Annotated in this window: 13 protein-coding genes; 4 read left to right on the top strand and 9 right to left on the bottom strand. The window is 65.4% G+C overall.

The annotated features are described in order from the left end of the window. Window positions 1–3 precede the first annotated feature (3 nt). The 4 genes from OEW28_RS00415 to OEW28_RS00400 are packed head-to-tail and all read left to right on the top strand — an operon-like array spanning window position 4 to window position 4227. Complete coding sequence (locus OEW28_RS00415; RefSeq protein WP_412174786.1) at window positions 4–2079, top strand: flagellar biosynthesis protein FlhA; 2076 nt, start codon at window positions 4–6, stop codon at window positions 2077–2079. Beyond that, entirely contained in the window at window positions 2076–2852 is a 777-nt protein-coding gene (locus OEW28_RS00410; protein ID WP_263732757.1) for a flagellar biosynthetic protein FliR, read from the top strand. The genes OEW28_RS00415 and OEW28_RS00410 overlap by 4 nt, the downstream gene beginning before the upstream one ends. Further along, window positions 2849–3895 (top strand): EscU/YscU/HrcU family type III secretion system export apparatus switch protein, encoded by a 1047-nt coding sequence (locus OEW28_RS00405; RefSeq protein ID WP_263732756.1) that lies wholly within the window; start codon window positions 2849–2851, stop codon window positions 3893–3895. The genes OEW28_RS00410 and OEW28_RS00405 overlap by 4 nt, the downstream gene beginning before the upstream one ends. Next, a complete protein-coding gene (locus OEW28_RS00400) occupies window positions 3892–4227 on the top strand; it encodes a hypothetical protein (RefSeq protein WP_263732755.1) in 336 nt (111 codons plus the stop codon). The genes OEW28_RS00405 and OEW28_RS00400 overlap by 4 nt, the downstream gene beginning before the upstream one ends. A gap of 86 nt (window positions 4228–4313) precedes the next feature. Here OEW28_RS00400 and OEW28_RS00395 read toward each other — a convergent pair whose 3' ends face one another. The 9 genes from OEW28_RS00395 to OEW28_RS00355 all read right to left on the bottom strand — a co-directional run bounded on the left by OEW28_RS00395 (window position 4314) and on the right by OEW28_RS00355 (window position 16909). Further along, a complete protein-coding gene (locus tag OEW28_RS00395) occupies window positions 4314–4928 on the bottom strand; it encodes a nucleoside/nucleotide kinase family protein (protein WP_263732754.1) in 615 nt (204 codons plus the stop codon). Between the two features lie 345 nt (window positions 4929–5273). Beyond that, window positions 5274–7433 carry an esterase-like activity of phytase family protein gene (locus OEW28_RS00390; protein ID WP_263732753.1) on the bottom strand — a complete coding sequence of 720 codons (2160 nt, stop codon included), beginning with the start codon at window positions 7431–7433 and terminating at the stop codon, window positions 5274–5276. 160 nt (window positions 7434–7593) lie between these two features. Beyond that, window positions 7594–7896, bottom strand: a complete 303-nt coding sequence (locus tag OEW28_RS00385; protein WP_263732752.1) for a hypothetical protein — start codon at window positions 7894–7896, stop codon at window positions 7594–7596. A 198-nt stretch (window positions 7897–8094) separates the two neighbouring features. Further along, window positions 8095–9297, bottom strand: coding sequence for a 3-oxoadipyl-CoA thiolase (pcaF, locus tag OEW28_RS00380; RefSeq protein ID WP_263732751.1), 1203 nt, complete (start codon window positions 9295–9297; stop codon window positions 8095–8097). Window positions 9298–9318: 21 nt separating this feature from the next. Continuing rightward, the gene (locus OEW28_RS00375; protein ID WP_263732750.1) at window positions 9319–11226 is read right to left on the bottom strand and encodes a 3-hydroxyacyl-CoA dehydrogenase NAD-binding domain-containing protein; all 1908 of its coding nucleotides are present in this window, start codon (window positions 11224–11226) and stop codon (window positions 9319–9321) included. A 78-nt stretch (window positions 11227–11304) separates the two neighbouring features. Then, window positions 11305–11910: a TetR/AcrR family transcriptional regulator gene (locus OEW28_RS00370; protein WP_263732749.1), complete on the bottom strand. Its 606-nt coding sequence runs from the start codon at window positions 11908–11910 to the stop codon at window positions 11305–11307. A 152-nt stretch (window positions 11911–12062) separates the two neighbouring features. Next, window positions 12063–14081, bottom strand: a complete 2019-nt coding sequence (locus OEW28_RS00365; protein ID WP_263732748.1) for a CocE/NonD family hydrolase — start codon at window positions 14079–14081, stop codon at window positions 12063–12065. Window positions 14082–14091: 10 nt separating this feature from the next. After that, window positions 14092–15606, bottom strand: coding sequence for a trimethylamine methyltransferase family protein (locus OEW28_RS00360; protein WP_263732747.1), 1515 nt, complete (start codon window positions 15604–15606; stop codon window positions 14092–14094). A 217-nt stretch (window positions 15607–15823) separates the two neighbouring features. Then, window positions 15824–16909: a PQQ-dependent sugar dehydrogenase gene (locus OEW28_RS00355; RefSeq protein WP_263732746.1), complete on the bottom strand. Its 1086-nt coding sequence runs from the start codon at window positions 16907–16909 to the stop codon at window positions 15824–15826. Window positions 16910–16986 lie beyond the last annotated feature (77 nt).

The following is a 16986-nucleotide window of genomic DNA, read 5'->3' as shown; positions in this document are numbered from 1 at the left end:
GGCGTGCGGCTTCAGCGGGTGCAGACGACCATACTGCTTGCGGCGGCGCTCATGGCGGTCATCGTGATGATGGTCCTGCCGGTGCCTGCCTGGATCGTGGACGTCGGCCTGGCTGCCTCGTTCGCGCTTGCCATCCTGATTTTCACCGTGACCCTGTTCATCGAGACGCCGCTGGATTTCTCCTCCTTTCCCATGGTCCTGCTGGGATCGCTGATGCTTCGCCTCGCGCTCAATGTCTCGTCGACGAAACTGATCATCGGGCAGGGCCACACCGGAACGGCCGCTGCGGGCGAGGTCATCGAAGGATTCGCGATGTTCGTCATGTCGGGCTCGGTCCTGATCGGGCTGGTCGTGTTCGGCGTGCTGATGATCGTCAACTTCATCGTCATCACCAAGGGCGCCGGGCGCATGGCCGAAGTCGGCGCGCGCTTTGCTCTGGACGGCATGCCAGGAAAGCAGATGGCAATCGACGCGGACATGAACGCAGGGGCCATCGGCCATGAGGAAGCCCGCCATCGGCGGGAGCGTGAGCAGGCCGAAACGACGTTCTTCGGTTCGCTCGACGGCGCCTCGAAATTCGTCAAGGGTGACGCGGTTGCGGGTCTGATGATCACGCTTCTCAACCTCGTGATGGGAATGTCGATCGGCATTGGATTTCACGGAATGCCCTTCGCGCGGGCGCTTGAGACCTACGCGATCCTGACCGTGGGCGACGGGCTTGTCAGCCAGATCCCGGCCGTGATCATCTCGATCGCCGCGGCGCTGCTGTTGGCGCGCGGCGGATCCAAGGGCGCGGCTGACCGCGCGCTTATCGACCAGCTTGGCAAGCATCCGGCAGCGCTGGGAACCGTCGCGGGGCTGATGGCGCTTTTCGCGCTTGTTCCGGGCCTGCCCGTCGTTCCCTTCCTGTGTGGGGCCGGCATGCTTGGGCTTGCGGCGTATGGCATCCTCAGGTCTCAGGCCCGCACGCGCACGCTGGATGCCGCACGCCTGCCCGTGCCGGCATCCGGGCCACCCGCCGCCTCTCTGGGTGACATTCTGGACGTGGACGAGATCCATCTGGAGTTTGCGCCCGATCTTGTCGGCATGGTCCTTGATCCGGCGACCGGTCTCGAGGCTCGGATCGGGAACATGCGCAACCATGTGGCGCGCGGATTCGGCCTGATCCTGCCGGAAATTCGGCTCACCGACGACCCGTCGCTGCGCTCGGGCTGCTACCGGATCCGCATCCAGGGGGTGGAAACCGCCCAGGACCGGCTTTTCCCTTCGCAGGCTCTTGTCCTGAAGGGCGACAGCCCCGGCGATCTGCCAGAAGGTATCGACGTGCGCGAACCCGTCTATGGCGCCGCGGCGCGGTGGATCGCCGCAGACCGCAGGGAAGAGGCGGCGCTGGCGGGGCTGACCGTCGTCGGCCCGACAGAGGTTCTTGCCACGCATCTTCTTGAGGTGATCAAGCGAAACTTTGCACGCCTTCTTACGCTCAAGACCCTTCGGCGGCTCCTGGATGAAGGCGTCAACCTGTCCAACCCGCAGCGCGCGGAAGCGAACCGCCGTCTGTACGACGACCTCATCCCCGAACGTGTCCCCCAGGATTTTCTGCTGTCCGTCTTGCGCCTTTTACTGGAGGAACGCGTCTCGATCCGGAATCTGCCGATGATCCTTGAGGCGATCGCGGAACTGCGGGGAACCGCGAACCCGGAAACCGCCTGCGAATACGTGCGGCGAAGGATCGGCTTCCAGCTTGTCGCGGACCTGCGCCGACCGGACGGCACCGCGCCGCTTGTTCAGCTTGCACCTGAATGGGAAAAGATCTTTGCCTCGCACGAAGTTTCCGAGGGTCCGGGGCAGGCGGATGTCGCGCTGCCGCCGGATGTCTTCTCAAGGCTCGCCGCCAATATCACCGAAACCATGGCGCGGGTTTCGGAAAGCGGCACGCATGCCGGGCTGGTCACAACGGGGCGCAGGCGCCGCTTTCTTCGCACGCTCGTGGCGGCAAGGGCTATTCCCGCGCCAGTGCTTTCATACGAAGAAGTTGCATCCGAAGCGCGGCCATCCGTCGTGGGCGTTGTCCCTGCATGACCGAGACCCTGTCCCAACTTCAGGGTATCGGCACCTCGGCGGCGCTGGCCGCTGTCCTGGTCTTTGCAAGGATCGGCGCGGCGATGGTCGCGATGCCGGCCTATGGCCAGGGGTTCGTTCCGATGCGCGTCCGGCTGGCGGCCGCGCTGGCCTTCACCGCGGTTGTACTTCCCGCCGTCTTGCCAACGATCCCGGTGCCCAGGGGCACGATCGCTGCCTTGGGAACCCTGGTCGGAGAGGTGGTGATAGGCGCCGCCCTGGGTGCCTTCCTTCGCCTTATTGTCCAGGCGCTTGAAATCGCCGGGGCGATGATTGCCCAGTCCACATCGCTTGCACAGATGTTTGGCGGGGACGGCGCCGAGCCCATGCCCGCGATCTCGCATCTGCTGCTGATGGCGGGAATCGCCTTGGCCGCGATGTTGGATCTGCACCTGCGCCTGGCCGAAGCGCTGATCCTGTCGTACCAGGCCCTGCCCGTCGGGGTTCTGCCCGATCCTGGCGTATTGAAGGGCTGGGGGCTGCAGGGCGTCATCCAGGCCTTCGCTTTGGCGTTCGGATTGGCGGCTCCGTTCCTGATCGTCGCCACATTGTACAATTTCGCACTGGGCGCGATCAACCGAGCCATGCCGCAGCTCATGGTGATGATGGTGGGCGCCCCGGCGGTGACAGCGGGTACATTGCTCCTTCTGCTGGCTGCAGTTCCGGCGCTGTTGGTGATCTGGCACGATGCTTTCGGCGCGCTCGTGGCTGATCCCTTTGCGGTGCGGCCATGAGCACAGAGGACGAAGACGACAAGCAATACCAACCCACGCCGCAAAAGCTGCGCGAGGCGCGTCGAAGGGGGGATGTTCCACATTCTTCGGAGCTTGTCAGCGCGGCGGTTCTTGCGGCATTCCTGATCGGCGCGAGCGTCCTTGGACCTGCTGCCCTTGATGAGTTCGGAACCCGGGCAGTTTCGATGCTCGCACTTGGGCCTGATCACGCTTTATCAGCGGCGCTTTCGGCCTCTGCCGCGTTTCTTCCCGTGTTCGCGCTTGCCGCGGTGGCCGCTCTTGCCGCCTATGGCGCGCAGGGCGCGATCGTCCTTGCGCCCGACCGCATCGCCCCGAAGCTGTCGCGGATCGACCCCCTTTCGAATGGCCGCCGACGCTTCGGAACGCAGGGCGCTTTCGAGTTCGTCAAGACCCTGGTCAAGTTGCTGCTGTTCTCTGGCGCCCTTGGATTCTTCGTCTGGTTGCGCCTTCCCGATACTCTCGCCCTGATCGGCGCGGATCCCGGGATTGCCGCTGCCGCGCTGGCGGCGGATCTGCGCGACTTCCTTGTGATCGCCGCCCTTGTGCTGGTCTTGACGGGGGCGGCGGATTTTCTGTGGCAACAACTGGATCACGTTCGTCGGAACCGGATGACACGCCAAGAACTGATGGACGAATTCCGGCAGTCCGAGGGCGATCCACATCTCAAGCAGGCCAGGCGCGCCATGGCCCAGGCGATCGCGAACAACCGAATGATGTCGGATGTTTCGAAGGCCGATGTGGTGATCGTGAACCCGACGCATTTTGCTGTCGCACTTCGGTGGAAGCGGGGAAGCCGGGGTGCGCCCGTCTGCGTCGCCAAGGGTGTCGACCACGTCGCGGCCCGCATCCGGGAAGCGGCCGCAATCGCGGGTGTGCCCATGCGATCGGACCCGCCAGTCGCCCGCGCGCTTTACGCAAGCCTGAAGGTCGGCCAAGAGATCAGGCCCGAACACTATGCACCCGTGGCGGCCGCGATCCGTTTTGCAGACGCCATGCGCAGGCGCGCGCGGGGCAGGCGATGAGACGCGGGCAGTCGCTGCAAAGGCTAATCGAGGTCGCCCAGATGTTGCGCGTCCGAGACTTCGGCCACCTTGCGCGGGACGAACAAGCTCTGCTTGCGGCATGGGCGCGTCGCGAGGCAGCGTTTGAAGCGATCGAACGAGCCTCCGAGATGTTTCAGGAGGGAGGCTTCCCGCCGGCGGCGGCCGCCGCCACAATGAAGGCCGCGCAGGGGCGACAGGCAAGCCTTGCGGCAGATCTCGGCGCCCTGGGCCGGCAGGCGGACCAGTCCAGGAAGACCGCCGCGAGATCTCTGGCCCGGCTGCAGATATTGCAGGCGCTTGCACGCCGCTAGACGACCGGCTGTCAGGAACACTTCTGCGCGGTGTCCGCTGAAGCGTCGGGGGCTGGGTTGCCTGGCGGCACGACAGGCCATCCCGGTCACTCCGAAGGTCTACCTACATGAACCAGGAGGTCGACCCTACCCACGGCACGGCAGATGCGCTCCGCGTTCGGCAGGTCATTGCCCGCGGCGCGCGCATGGGCAACTTCAGGTTCGAAGCCGAAGGAAAGCCAGCGCGCCACTAGGCGACGCTCCAGTTCAGCCATCGGCACGTCAAGAAAGATGCAAAGGTCCCAAAGCGGCGCAAGCTGGCGCCAAGGATCTTCGTCTAAAGCCAGATAATTGCCCTCGACCACGACAAGACGCGTGTCAGGCTGGATTTCGGCAGCGCCCGCGATGGCGATCTCGCGGTTGCGGTCAAAGACCGGAAGCACAACCGATGGTTCGTCCCGCACCCGTCGAAGGGCGGAGGCAAAGCCCGGAAAATCAAAGGTTTCGGGGGCGCCCTTGCGGCGCAGAAGCCCGCGCGGCTCAAGCAGGCGGTCATCCAGATGAAAGCCGTCCATCGGCATGAGCGCGGCAGCGACACCAGCCGCGAGCAGATCGTCCACCACCCGCGAGGCAAGTGTCGATTTCCCCGACCCCGGCGGCCCGGCGATGGCGATGATCCTGCGATGGGCGCCGGGTTGGCCGATCAGTTCCGCAATGCGCATGGCAAGAGCAGACGAGACATCCGCAACCGATGCGCCTTCCAAGGCCGCAACCGTGGGGATCACCCCGGAAAGGGTTGGCCTGGCTGTTTGTCCTCGAGCGGGATGCGACATGTCCCAGTTTTGATCATAAGCGCTCGCTCCGCAATAGGCTTGGACGGCGCAGCCTGCCGAAGGCCCGGAACCCAATTCGGAAGTTACTTCACAAGCAACTCAAATTCTGATCCGGTTCGCCGCCATCATCCGACGATGAAGGCGCAACAAGAGCCATCGGCCGCAATTGCGGCCGATGGCTATCTTGTCAAGCGGCATGCGAGGTGATTACGTCGCCATCCCTTCGTCCGGATCTCAGAAGCGGCCGGGCGACCAGAAAAACGTTTCGCCGGAACTGTCATCGACGCCATCGTTGTCGGAGACGACCCAAGCCGTGCCATCGGTCTGAATGGCAAGCCCTTCGATCTTGTCGACGGTGTAGCCGTGCCAGGCCGCCAGGTCCGGGATCATGTCCCGCACAAGTTCCTTTTGCACTACAGGCAACGTCTCACCCAGAGGCGCCGGTGCCAGACCTTCAAGTGCGACGCGGGTGATCTGCTTGACGCGCGCCGCATTACCGATCTGGTTGTCGCGCTCGATCAGGTAAAGATAGCCGCCATGCGCGGTGATCTCGGAAAGCCCGACCCAGCCGTTTTCCGGATCCTCGGTCGGATAGGTCACCGCCCCCCATTCGCCCGTTTCGGGGGCGTAGTTCAGCAGCTTGACGTCATTGCCCGCGTCGTCCCCCCAGTTTCTCTGGATCGCGACCCACAGCGTTCCGTCCTCGGTGCGCGTGATGCCCTCGGCGCCAAAGCGGGTTTCGTGGGCCAGAAGTTCGGCCGGGAAGGCGACCTCCTGCTTGATCTCGCCTTTTGCGTTCACGTGGTACAGCGCGTGCGGGATCAGCCGGTCGATGCGCCCTTCCGAGGCCAGCCAGAATCCGCCGTCGCCATCGGTCGTGATGCCTTCTATGTCCAGTTTCTGGGCTGGGTGGCCGCCGCGCGTGACGTCGATCGCGCGCAGGATGCGGGCGGGGGTCTGGGCCGGATCGATGACGAAGATCCGCGGCTGGAAGCCGTAGAAGCTGTCGTTGACGGCATAGATCAAGCCGTCCTCGCCCGCGACGAGGCCGGAAATCGCGCCCCAGCCGATCAGTTCGTCCCCGCCTTCCGAGGTCAGCGTCGGATAGGCCGCCGGCGCCTCCTGGTATTCGTACAGCATGACATGCGACCGGGCGCCTCCGTCCTCGATCAGGTCAACCTCGTTCGCGGTGGCGAACAGGTTGCGGCCGGGAATCGCGATCACGCCTTCGGGCGAGATGCCCGAGGGCAGAACCTGCTTGAACGCGGGGTTGGCCGGATCGGTGACGTCGTAGACGCTGACCGTTGAAGACCGCTCGGACAGGACAAAGGCGTAGGTCCGATCGCCGAACCGCGCAATCTCCATCCCCTCCGGCTCGACCCCCTTGGCGTCGGAGCGCTTGTCGGGATAGTGGCCCGCCTGGATGATCGGGGTTTCGAAGGCATTCCCGGATTCCCAGACCAGCGTGCCGTCCTTGGCAAAGACGGTGATGCTGCGCGAACCGCCGTCCATGTCGCCCTCGTTCGCGATCATGAAGTGATCGTTGTCGATCCACTGAAGTCCGTCGGGTTCGCGCAGGCGACCCGGCTGCCTTTCGGTGAAGGTCAGCGCGGCACGCTCGTCGGTGGCGTCGATTCCCTCAAGGTCGACGGCGCCGGCCGGGAAATGCGACAGGACCTGCCCGTCGGCGCCGATCACGACGATGTGGTTGTTCTCTTGCAGGGTGCCGGCGATCTCACCCAGGCCATTCACATCGACGAATTCGGGCTCCGGGTCCTCGGGGGCGATTGCGGCCAGGCCGGTCACCTCGATGCGCTCCATCACGGCGCAATCCAGCGAGCCATCCTTCAGCATCGCCTTGATCATGTAGCCCGCGGGCATCTGGCCCAGGCGTCCGTCGCCCGCGTCCTCGTCACGTTCGTTCTCGATCGCGACGGCCACGAAACTGCCTGCATCGTCATGGGCCGTGCTGTCGGGCTGGCCGCCCAGATCGCATTCTGCGATGATGCTGGCCGCACCCAGGTCGATCGCCACGAGTTTGCCCGAGGGTTCGACATAGCTTTTCGAGGTGTTGACCGCGACATAGGCCGTATTGCCGATCACGGTGACCGAGGTCGGCTCTCCGCCCACGTCGATGTTGCCGCGCGGCTGCGGGGTTGTCGCATCGGCGATGTCGATCAGGCCGACGACGCCCAGCGGGCTGTCGGTGTAGATCAGCGTCATCCCGTCGTCCGATGCGGCGATGATCTCGGCCGAGCTGGTCTCGGCGGCACGGTCGCCGTTGTTCAGCGCGGTCGCGAAGCTGGCGATGCGGTTGAAGTTCATCTCGGCATGGGCGGCGGAGCCCACGCTCATCGCAAGCAAGGATGCAAGCGGCAGAAGGCGTCTGGACATTACAAGGCCTCTCTCGTCGTGAAACGGTCAATGGACGAGGTGTTGACCGCTCTGTGTAACAAGACGGCCTTGGTTTGATGAATGTTTGGTGTCACCAGCCTACGTGTACGCCGGCCCACACGTTGGGGCCGGCAAAACGCGGCAGCGACGCCGCATCAGGCTAGAACAGGCCTTGCTTCTTGGCCGTGTCCATCGAGCTCTTGGCCGTGACGTGGCAAAGCTTCACCACCTTGTCGAGCGTGTCCTGACCGTGGCTTTTGTCCGGGAACTTGGCAAGATAGGTCGCAAGCTCCTTGTAGCACGCGCTGGCGGCGTCCGCGTTTTTCTGGAAGTTGCGCCCATAGGCCTTGTGGAACGTATCAAGCGCCTTGCCGACATTCACGGAGCTTACCGCGTTGGACTCGACGCCATGGGTCTTCTTGAACCTCTTCCACTGATCGTGGGTAGGAATGCTGACGACCACTGCTGATCTCCTGTAGCGAACGACTCTCCATCTGCAAAACCGCAGAGAATCTGCGCGCGGTCGCGCCTTCTGTCACGCGATTACTTGCGGCCGTGCCCAGTAAGATCGCCCGGAGAAGTTTCGCCACACGATCGGGTGGGCGGTCTCGCGGACGTTAGTCCGCAAGCCAGGGATCCAGGGTGCGGCCTGGTCCGATTCTCAGACCCGCTCGAGGACAAGAGCCACCCCCTGCCCGACCCCGACGCACATGGTGCACAGGGCGTAGCGCCCTCCGGTTCGGCGAAGCTGCAGTGCGGCGGTCAGCGCAAGGCGCGCACCCGACATTCCCAGCGGATGACCCAACGCGATTGCCCCGCCGTTGGGGTTCACATGCGCTGCGTCATCGGGCAGACCAAGGGCGCGCAGCGTTGCCAGCGCCTGGCTCGCGAAGGCTTCGTTCAGTTCGATCACATCCATCTGGCCGATCGAAAGACCCGTGCGGGCCAGAAGCTTCTGCGTCGCGGGAATCGGGCCGATCCCCATGACGCGCGGCGCCACCCCAGCCGAGGCGATGCCGACGATCCGCGCGATGGGCGTCAATCCCTGCGCCCGCGCAGCCGGCTCGCTGGCAATCAGCAGCGCGGCAGCGCCGTCGTTCACGCCGGACGCATTGCCCGGCGTGACGGTCAGGTCGGGGCCGTTCACGCCCTGAAGTCTTGCCAGCGCCTGCATGGTCGTGCCGGGACGGGGGTGTTCGTCGGTGTCCACGATGATCGGGTCACCCTTGCTCCGAGGTATCGTGACGGGAACGATTTCTTCCGCGAAGACGCCAGCGGCGTGCGCGGCCTGCCAGCGCGACTGGGATCGGGCGGCGAAGGCATCCTGATCGGCCCGGCTGATGTCGTGCTCTGCCGCCACGATATCGGCGGTTTCCGGCATGGCGTGGGTGCCATGGGCCTGCTCCATCCGGGGATTGACGAAGCGCCAGCCGATGGTCGTGTCGTGAATGATGCTGGCGCGGGAGAAGGCCGCTGTCGCCTTTGGCATGACGAAGGGGGCGCGGCTCATGCTTTCGACGCCACCGGCAATCAGAAGGTCCTGGTCGCCGGCGCGGATCGCCCGCGCCGCCATGCCCACCGCATCCAGCCCGCTGGCGCAAAGCCGGTTCACGGTGGTGCCGGGAACCTCGACCGGAAGCCCGGCCAGAAGCGCCGCCATGCGCGCGACGTTTCGGTTGTCCTCGCCCGCCTGGTTGGTCGCTCCCAGGATCACGTCATCGACGGCGGACCAGTCGACCTCGGGGTGGCGCACCATCAGGGCGGCAATCGGGATCGAAGCCAGATCATCCGTCCGCACGCCCGAAAGCGCCCCGCCGTAGCGACCGATCGGCGTCCTGACCCCGTCACAGATGAAAGCGTGCAAAGGATCCTCCCTTGGAAGCGGTCACCGCGTACCGGCGAACGGCTCCGGCGGGGACTCTGGCCCGCGCCAGCTGGCGATTGCAATTCCCCTTTTAGCACAGTTCACGATCAGGGAGTCGGGCGACCACGCTGCCGGGTCCTTCGCCGACAGAGCAGTGAGCTGATCCACAAGGCTTCGGGCGCCGATGCGGTCCGCATGATGCAGAAGCCCGCCGCGCCAACGCGGAAATCCGCAGCCATGCACGCTGATCAGGTCTATGTCGGCTGCCTTGTGCGCGATGCCTTGATGCAGCATCGCCGCCGCCTCGTTGATCATGGCAAGGACAAGGAGGCGGGCGACGTCTTCGTCCGGGTGGACCCGCGGTTGGCGTTGCGCCTGCCGCACGGGATCTTCGGCCTTTGGCGATGTGATCGGATCACCCATCGCGCATCCGAACGCCTTCATGGCAGATTCGACCTGCGATGGCGTGACGCCGTCCGGCAAAAGCGCAGCGGCGGCGGCGTGGCAGCGCTTGAGGATGCGCCCGCTGATCGAGCCGTCGCACGGGCCCTCAAGTACCGGGATCTTGCGCAACTGCCTGGCAAGCGAAAATCCTGCCGCAAGCGCTTCGTCCGATGTTGCCGCGCCGCGCACGATTTCCAGAAGCTTCGTGGCATGGGGCGGTGCCGGGAGGTGAAGCCCGACCAGGCGCGACGGATCATCCAGGCCGCGTGCCAGCTCGTCCAGATCAAGGCGTGCGGTGCTCGTGGCCAGGATCGCCTGCGCGGGCATCACGGCCTGAAGCCGCGCCAGCACCTTCTTCGTGGCCCCCATGTCCGCATCTGCCACCTCGATCGCCAGATCCGCGGCAGCCGCCGCGGAGTAGTCGGTGCTGATGACAAGATCTTCCTGTCCGTCCGCCAGTTCGGGCGTGGCGCGACTGCGGTCCGGGTCTGGCGCGAACAGACGGTCAAGGTTGCGGCCTGCGCGTCCCGCGGCCCTGCGGTCCGTCTCGATGATCGTCACGGCAAGACCCGCGGACAGCACCGCATGGGCGAGTCTCGCCCTCATTGCGCCCCCCCCGACAACGGCGACATGCCTTGCCGGCAAGGGCTCTGCGGTCAGCCAGCCAGGCTTGCGCGCGCCCCGTTCGGCGAAGAACAGGTGCCGCAGGGCCCTGGCCTGATCGGATTGCCTGAGTTGCAGGAAGGCCGCGCGTTCTGCCTGAAGCCCCTGTTCAAGCGGGACCCTCTGGGCCAGTTCGAGAAGATCGATTGCGACCGCAGGGGCGTTCTGGCCCCCCATCTTGCGCTCAGCCGTGGCCCGCGCAGCGGCAAAGCTCTTTGGCGGTGCGGACCCGACAGGTCGTTGCCCGACTGGGATGGCCGCCGCCAACGCGCGGTTCCCGACCTCCAGCGCACGCGCGACGGGGTCTTCGTCCAGAAGATCGACAAGCCCGATCGCGGCAGCCTCCTGTCCCGAAACGCTTCTGCCGCCGGGGATCAGGGCCAGGGCACCCTCCGCGCCGATCAGGCGGGGCAGGCGCTGCGTCCCACCCGCACCCGGTACAACCCCCAGCGTCACCTCTGGAAGGCCGATGGTCGCATCGGGATGCGCGATCCGCCAGCGGCAGGCCAACATGATCTCGGCCCCTCCGCCAAGCGCTGGCCCATGAACGGCGGCGATCCAGGGAACCGGGCTGTTTTCGATACGGTTCAGGACATCGGGCAGATGCGGGGGCTCCGGATCCCGGTCGAATTCACGGGCGTCAGCGCCCGCGGCGAAAGCCCTGCGCGCGCCCGACAGGACCACGCGCTCAAGCCCCTCGGACTCGGCCCAGAACACCGCGTCCAGCAGGCCCTGCCGGATGTCGCGATTGATCGCGTTGACGGGAGGGTTCGCCAACTCGACAAGGCCGCAAGCGCCCTCCCTTCGGCGTCTGACGGTCATTCCCGCCGCCCCTCAGCTTGCGCGCGGCCTTGCGTCTCGCAAGAGAAGGCGGAGTACCCCGCCCTGGGGGATGCTGATCTAGAACGGGCCAAGGTGGGGTTCAAGCAAGGTGCGACACGCGGACCTGGCGTTTAGCAGCGGCATAGAGTCAGGATCGATGGCGTGTTGAATACCCAGACCGTCCAGCAGCGGAATGAGTGTTCGTGCCAGCATTCTCGCATCCACGATCCTGCCGTTCCTTGATGCGACGTCGTCGATCGCGGCCGCCACGTCGCTTACATACACGGCATATTGGGCGCGATGCTCTGCCCTCATCTCCTCATTGATGCAGATCTGTCCCCATAGCGTCAGCCATATGCTGTACGACTCTCGGTTGAACACCTCGGGCGAAAGAAGCGCGTCCAGCAGCGCCGAAAGCTGCGATTCCCCCGGAGCCGGGGCACGCCGCAGGCTTGTCGCGTCGTCATATTTCTTTGCGTAGACCGCTGTCAGAAGCGCGCTCATCGATCCGAAGTGATGTGTGATCAGACCGCGGGAAACCCCGGCCTCGGCACAGATCCGGTCGACGGTGAATTCCTGGATGCCGCCGCGCGCCATGCAAGTGAGCCCCGCCTCGATCAGGTCTGCGCGCCGCTCCGTGCTTGTAAGCCGATTGAATCTCGGCGCCCGAGCATTCGTGTTCATGACGTCTCCACACGCGAAGCAGAGAGCCCGACAAAGGCCTCCGCCAACAATCGTTAATCTTGAATGTAATGTAACGTCCGGGCAGCAGCATGCGCAAGCGCTCCGCGCGAAGGTGCCATGGTTCTCGACCGGAGTCGCCTGATCCGCGGCGTTCAAAGGTGATCCCTCGGGATGCGCTCATCCCAGTTGCGCTCAAACACCGTCGCGCCGTTTTCGGTGACGCGCAGGCGCACCTCGACGCGAAAACTCTGCTCATCGCAAGTCAGGCGCCCGGTGGAATGGTGGCCAAAGCGCCCATCGTCGCGCGCGATCTCGACGTTGCATTCCGTTTCGCATGTCGCCGACAGCGGATCACCGTCGATGATGCGAAAGCGGGTGATCGCGTCTGATGTGACGGTCTGCCCGATGTCGGGCATCCGCTGTGCGTAGGTCCAGCGCGGAAAGTCCACGATCATTTCGCCGCTCAGCAGGTCACGGCGTATGCTGCGGCGTGCCGCAGGCTTCACCGCAAGGTCGACCGCGGGTGTCGGGGCGGCCATCTCTGGCGCATCAAACCTGCGCAGGTTTTCGTCGTCCGCATCGGGCGGGCGCACGGGAAGCGCCAGCCGGCTTTCGCCGGTCGTGACCGTCAGGGTCGCGAGTTCCGGCGAAGGCCAGCAGACCGGCCAGTAGGTCGTGGAAACCGCCAAGGCAATCCTGTGCCCGGCGGGGAAGGAATGGGCGATGTCGTCAAGTTCCACCACCGCCCGATAGGTCTTGCCGGGCTCCAGCAGCGCGGGCCTTTCGTGGCTGTCGCGATGGGTCAGGTTCAGGCAGCCCAGCGACACCCGTGTCGAGCGGCCGTCGGGCATTACGTCGTTCAGGCGCACCGCGACCAGCGCCATCGGCTTGTCGCAACTGAACGTCAGGTGCAGGCTCGGCGCGCCCACAATCTCGGTCCGTTCCTCGAGAGGCTCGGTCATGAAGACCAGCGAGCCGCCGTCGTCCTCCCTCTGATCCGGGGGCCATTCCGCGTCCTTGCCGTAGCGGCCGACCTCACCGGAGGCCTGACCTACCCAAAGGGGCGAGCAGATCGAAACGGATGACGCCGCGTCGGCGGCCTGGTCAAGCCGCCCGCCCGCGTTCAGGCAAAGGTGCCGCCATCCGATGCGGGGCGAGGGCCAAGAGCGTTCGCCAATCCAGCGGCCCGGCCGTTCCAGGTGGCAGGTCGAGGGCGGTACGCTGTCCTGCATCCAGACCCGGTACATCGGTTCGTCCATGATCCCCGAGTCCCGGCCCTTCATCCAATGATCGCACCAGCGCTTCACCTCTTGCAGCCAGCCGATGGCTGGCTCGACGGCCACATCATGTGGAAAGGAATGCGCCCAGGGGCCGACCAGTCCCAGCCGGGGACCGGAAAGCCCGGCAAGCAGCCTGGGCACGCTTTCGGAATAATTGTCGGACCAGCCCGACACCGCATAGACCGGTAAGGCGATGGCGCCGAAATCTTCGCAGACCGAGCCGTGCTTCCAGTAGTCATCCCGCCGTTGGTGGGAAAGCCAATCCAGGATCCAGGGCCGGTTGTGCCTTGTCCGGGCTTGCCACATGTCACGCCAGGATGGCCCCACGATCCGGGGATCGGGCGGCAGGTCGTTTTGGGCGAACATCGTCGCGGACCAGTCGAAATTGTCCTTGGACAGGCATCCGCCGATATAGTGGACATCGGTCGCGTAGCGGTCGTCGGTGAAGCCGACGGTGATGATGGTCTTCAGCGAAGGCGGCCTGCGCGCTGCGATCTGAAGACCGTTGAAACCGCCCCAGGAGATTCCGTACATGGCGACCTGCCCGTCGCACCAGTCCTGCGCGGCGATCCAGGCGATGGCGTCGCAGCCGTCGCGGATCTCCTGCTCGGTGTATTCGCCGTCGATCAGGCCCTCGCTGTCGCCGGTCCCCCGGATGTCGATCCGGACGCAGGCGTAGCCGTGGCCGGCAAGCCAGGCGTGCGCCTTCTGATCCCGACCGCGCGTGCCCTCGCGCTTGCGATAGGGCAGGTATTCGAGGATCGCGGGCACCGGCCCCGTATCCTTCGGCAGCCAGAGCTTGGCCGCAAGGCGCGTGCCGTCCGGCATGGGCACGAATATGTTCTCCACGATCTCGACGGCATTCGGGAAGTCATCTCGGATCGTCGTCATCGCGGGCTCCTCAGTTCATCGGCGCGCCGCCTTCGGCCTTTCGCCGCGCGACATAGTCGTCCAGTTCCTCGGACACGGCGGGGTCCAGCACCGGTTCCTCGTATTGCTCCAGCAACGCCTTCCAGACCGTGTTCGCCCGCGTGCGCGCGTCGATTCCGCCCTTTTCGAGCCAGGTTGGATAGTTGTCCCAGTTGGACAGCAACGGCGCATGAAAGGCGGTTTCATACCGCGCCATTGTGTGGGCGGTACCAAAGAAGTGACCGCCCGGCCCCGCCTCAAGGATCGCATCCAGCGCCATCGCGCCGGGGCCCGTGTCGATCGGCGTGAAATAGGCGTCCATCATCATCAGCAGTTCGGCATCCAGGATCAGCTTCTCGAAGCTCGCGGTCAGCCCGCCATGAAGCCATCCCGCCCCGTGTTCCAGAAGATGCGCGCCGCCCATCAGCGCCCCCCAAAGCGCCATCTGGCTTTCGTAGGCCGCCTGTGCGTCGACCTCGTTCGCCGCCGTGACGTTCGATGACCGGAACGGCACGCCGATATGGCGCGCAAGCTGTCCAGAGGCCTGCGCGGCCTTCGCATATTCCGGGGTGCCGAAGGCGGGGCTGCCAGAGCGCATGTCGACGTTCGAGGTGAAGCCGCCGTAGAGGACCGGAGCACCCGGACGTACGATTTGCGTCAGAACGATGCCGGCCAGGGCCTCGGCGTGCTGCTGTGCAAGCGCGCCGGCCAGCGTCACCGGCGCCATCGCGCCGGCCAGGGTGAAGGGTGTGATCGCCAGCGCCTGACCGTGCTCCGCCATGGCGATCAGCCCTTCGGCCATCGGAATGTCGAGCTGCAGGGGGGAGTTCGTATTGATCACGCCGACCAGAGCCGGACGATCGGCCAGGCCCTCAGGCGTGGTGCCCAATGCCATCGCGGCCATCGCGATGCCGTCCAGCGTCCGCGCCCGGCCCAGGGTCTGTCCCTGCCAGGTCTTCTCAAGCAGTCCGATCTGCGCGCGGTAGATGTCCAGATGCCGGGTGTTCGCCGGAAGGTCCATCGGTTCGAACGGCCCGCCGCCTTCCTGGTGTATCACGTTCAGGATCTGAACCAGCCGAAGGTAGTCGCACATTTCGGCATAGTTGCCGTCGCGGCGGCCGCGATCATTGTCCATCACATAGGCCGGTCCGCCGACCGAGGTGTAGACACAGCGGTTGCCGCCGACGGTCACGTCATAAGCGGGGTTGCGTGCGTGCAGCGTGAAGCTTGGCGGAACCGTTTTCAGCAGTTCGCCCACCTGCGCGGGATCAAGTCGGACGGTGCCGTCCGAAACCTTGGCCCCTGCGGACCGGAACAGGGCCCGGGCACGGTCGTCGAGCACACGCAGGCCGATCCGTGACAGAATCTCAAGCCCGGCCGAATGGATTGCCGCAACCTGATCGGTGCTCAGCACATCCACGGGCGCGTAGGGGCGGGGGCGCTGGCCGAAGGCGGGCTGCGCGAAAGACGCGCCACGGCTTGTGCGCGGACGCCGACGGGTGCTCATCGCGTCACCCTGCGGTCATGGATGATGTTTCCGGGACCTTCGCCCGCCAGAACCCGCAGCAGCGCCAATTCTTCCCCCCGGCCGAACTCCCAGACACCTTGGCGCAGCCGAGGCTGCCGCGGGCACGCATGCCCGGCGCCGCGTGGCTGTCGTCACGCCATGCTAACCCAGAGTTGCGCGACTGGGGAACAGCTATCGCGATCCTGTTCCGGATTGTTCAGTCCTGGCGCACAAGGCGCAGCAGCCTGCCCCCGTCGCCGTCCTCAAGAAGGTATACCTCACCTTGCTCATCGGCGACGACGTCGCGAATACGGTTGCCCATGTCCCAGCGTTCCGCCTCGCGCGCGGACGTGCCGTCAAGCTCGACGCGGACAAGGGCCTGTGACCGGAGCCCGCCGATCAGGAATGACCCCTGCCATTCGGGAAAGACCGCGCCGTCGTAGTAGATCATGCCCGCCGGCGCGATAACTGGGCTCCATTTGATCACCGGCGCCGCGAGATCTGGCCGCGTGTCGTGGTCGGGAATGGCGAAGCCGCTGTACTGGCGCCCCTCCGAAACAAGCGGCCAGCCGTAGTTCCTGCCGGGTTCGATCAGGTTCAGCTCGTCTCCCCCTCGCGGTCCCATTTCATGCGACCAGAGCCTGCCCTGGCCATCGAAGGCAATTCCGTAGGGATTTCTATGACCCAGCGTCCAGACCTCGGGTGCCTCCGCAAAGGGGTTGCCCGGCGCGGCCTGGCCGTCAGAGGCAAGGCGCAGGATCTTGCCGCGGCTGTCGGTCAGATCCTGCGCGGGATCGCCCAGTTGCCGGTCACCGCTGGTCAGGAAAAGCTGTCCGTCATCGGAAAAGGTCATCATCGCGCCCGGATGACCGTTGCCCCCGGACGGCGTCGCCTGCCAGAGCACGCCGAAATCGGACAGTTCCGCTCTGGCCAGGTCAATCCGTCCGCGTCCCAGGTGCAAGGCTCCGCCCGCGGAACCGTCAACCCATGTCAGGTAGATCAGGCCCGAGCTTTCGAAATCCGGCGCCAGGGCGATGTCGTGAAGGCCGACCTGGCCGGAAGCCGTCACACCTGGAACGCCGGATATCGGCTGCTTGTTGCCCGTCCGCGTGACGTGGACCAGCCGTCCGGGCTTCTCCGTCACCAGGAATCCGCCTTGCGGCAGGGTGGCGACTGCCCAGGGCCGGTCGAAGCTTGCCAGCGGTTCGATCGTCAGTACGGGCTGCGCGAAGGCTGCGGCATTGGTTCCAAGGATGATCGCGCAAAGCGCGGCGGCACTGGTCAGGGCATGCATGGGTTTCATGCGGTTAGATGTAAGGCGCCTTCCCGCGGTTTGAAGGCGCGCGGGCTGATGACCTGCATCACGATCTGCCGAGCTGC

Source organism: Albidovulum marisflavi (genome assembly GCF_025751435.1).
Lineage (GTDB): Bacteria > Pseudomonadota > Alphaproteobacteria > Rhodobacterales > Rhodobacteraceae > Albidovulum > Albidovulum marisflavi.
This window is presented reverse-complemented; position numbering and strand designations above follow the sequence as displayed.

Bases quoted from the DNA above. Each gene is read 5' to 3' on its own strand.
- OEW28_RS00395 (WP_263732754.1), bottom strand. From the start codon at position 4,928: ATGCGCATTGCGGAACTGATCGGCCAACCCGGCGCCCATCGCAGGATC.
- OEW28_RS00365 (WP_263732748.1), bottom strand. From the start codon at position 14,081: ATGACGACGATCCGAGATGACTTCCCGAATGCCGTCGAGATCGTGGAG.
- OEW28_RS00355 (WP_263732746.1), bottom strand. From the start codon at position 16,909: ATGAAACCCATGCATGCCCTGACCAGTGCCGCCGCGCTTTGCGCGATC.
- OEW28_RS00400 (WP_263732755.1), top strand. From the start codon at position 3,892: ATGAGACGCGGGCAGTCGCTGCAAAGGCTAATCGAGGTCGCCCAGATG.
- OEW28_RS00405 (WP_263732756.1), top strand. From the start codon at position 2,849: ATGAGCACAGAGGACGAAGACGACAAGCAATACCAACCCACGCCGCAA.
- OEW28_RS00375 (WP_263732750.1), bottom strand. From the start codon at position 11,226: ATGACCGTCAGACGCCGAAGGGAGGGCGCTTGCGGCCTTGTCGAGTTG.
- OEW28_RS00370 (WP_263732749.1), bottom strand. From the start codon at position 11,910: ATGAACACGAATGCTCGGGCGCCGAGATTCAATCGGCTTACAAGCACG.
- OEW28_RS00390 (WP_263732753.1), bottom strand. From the start codon at position 7,433: ATGTCCAGACGCCTTCTGCCGCTTGCATCCTTGCTTGCGATGAGCGTG.
- OEW28_RS00360 (WP_263732747.1), bottom strand. From the start codon at position 15,606: ATGAGCACCCGTCGGCGTCCGCGCACAAGCCGTGGCGCGTCTTTCGCG.
- OEW28_RS00410 (WP_263732757.1), top strand. From the start codon at position 2,076: ATGACCGAGACCCTGTCCCAACTTCAGGGTATCGGCACCTCGGCGGCG.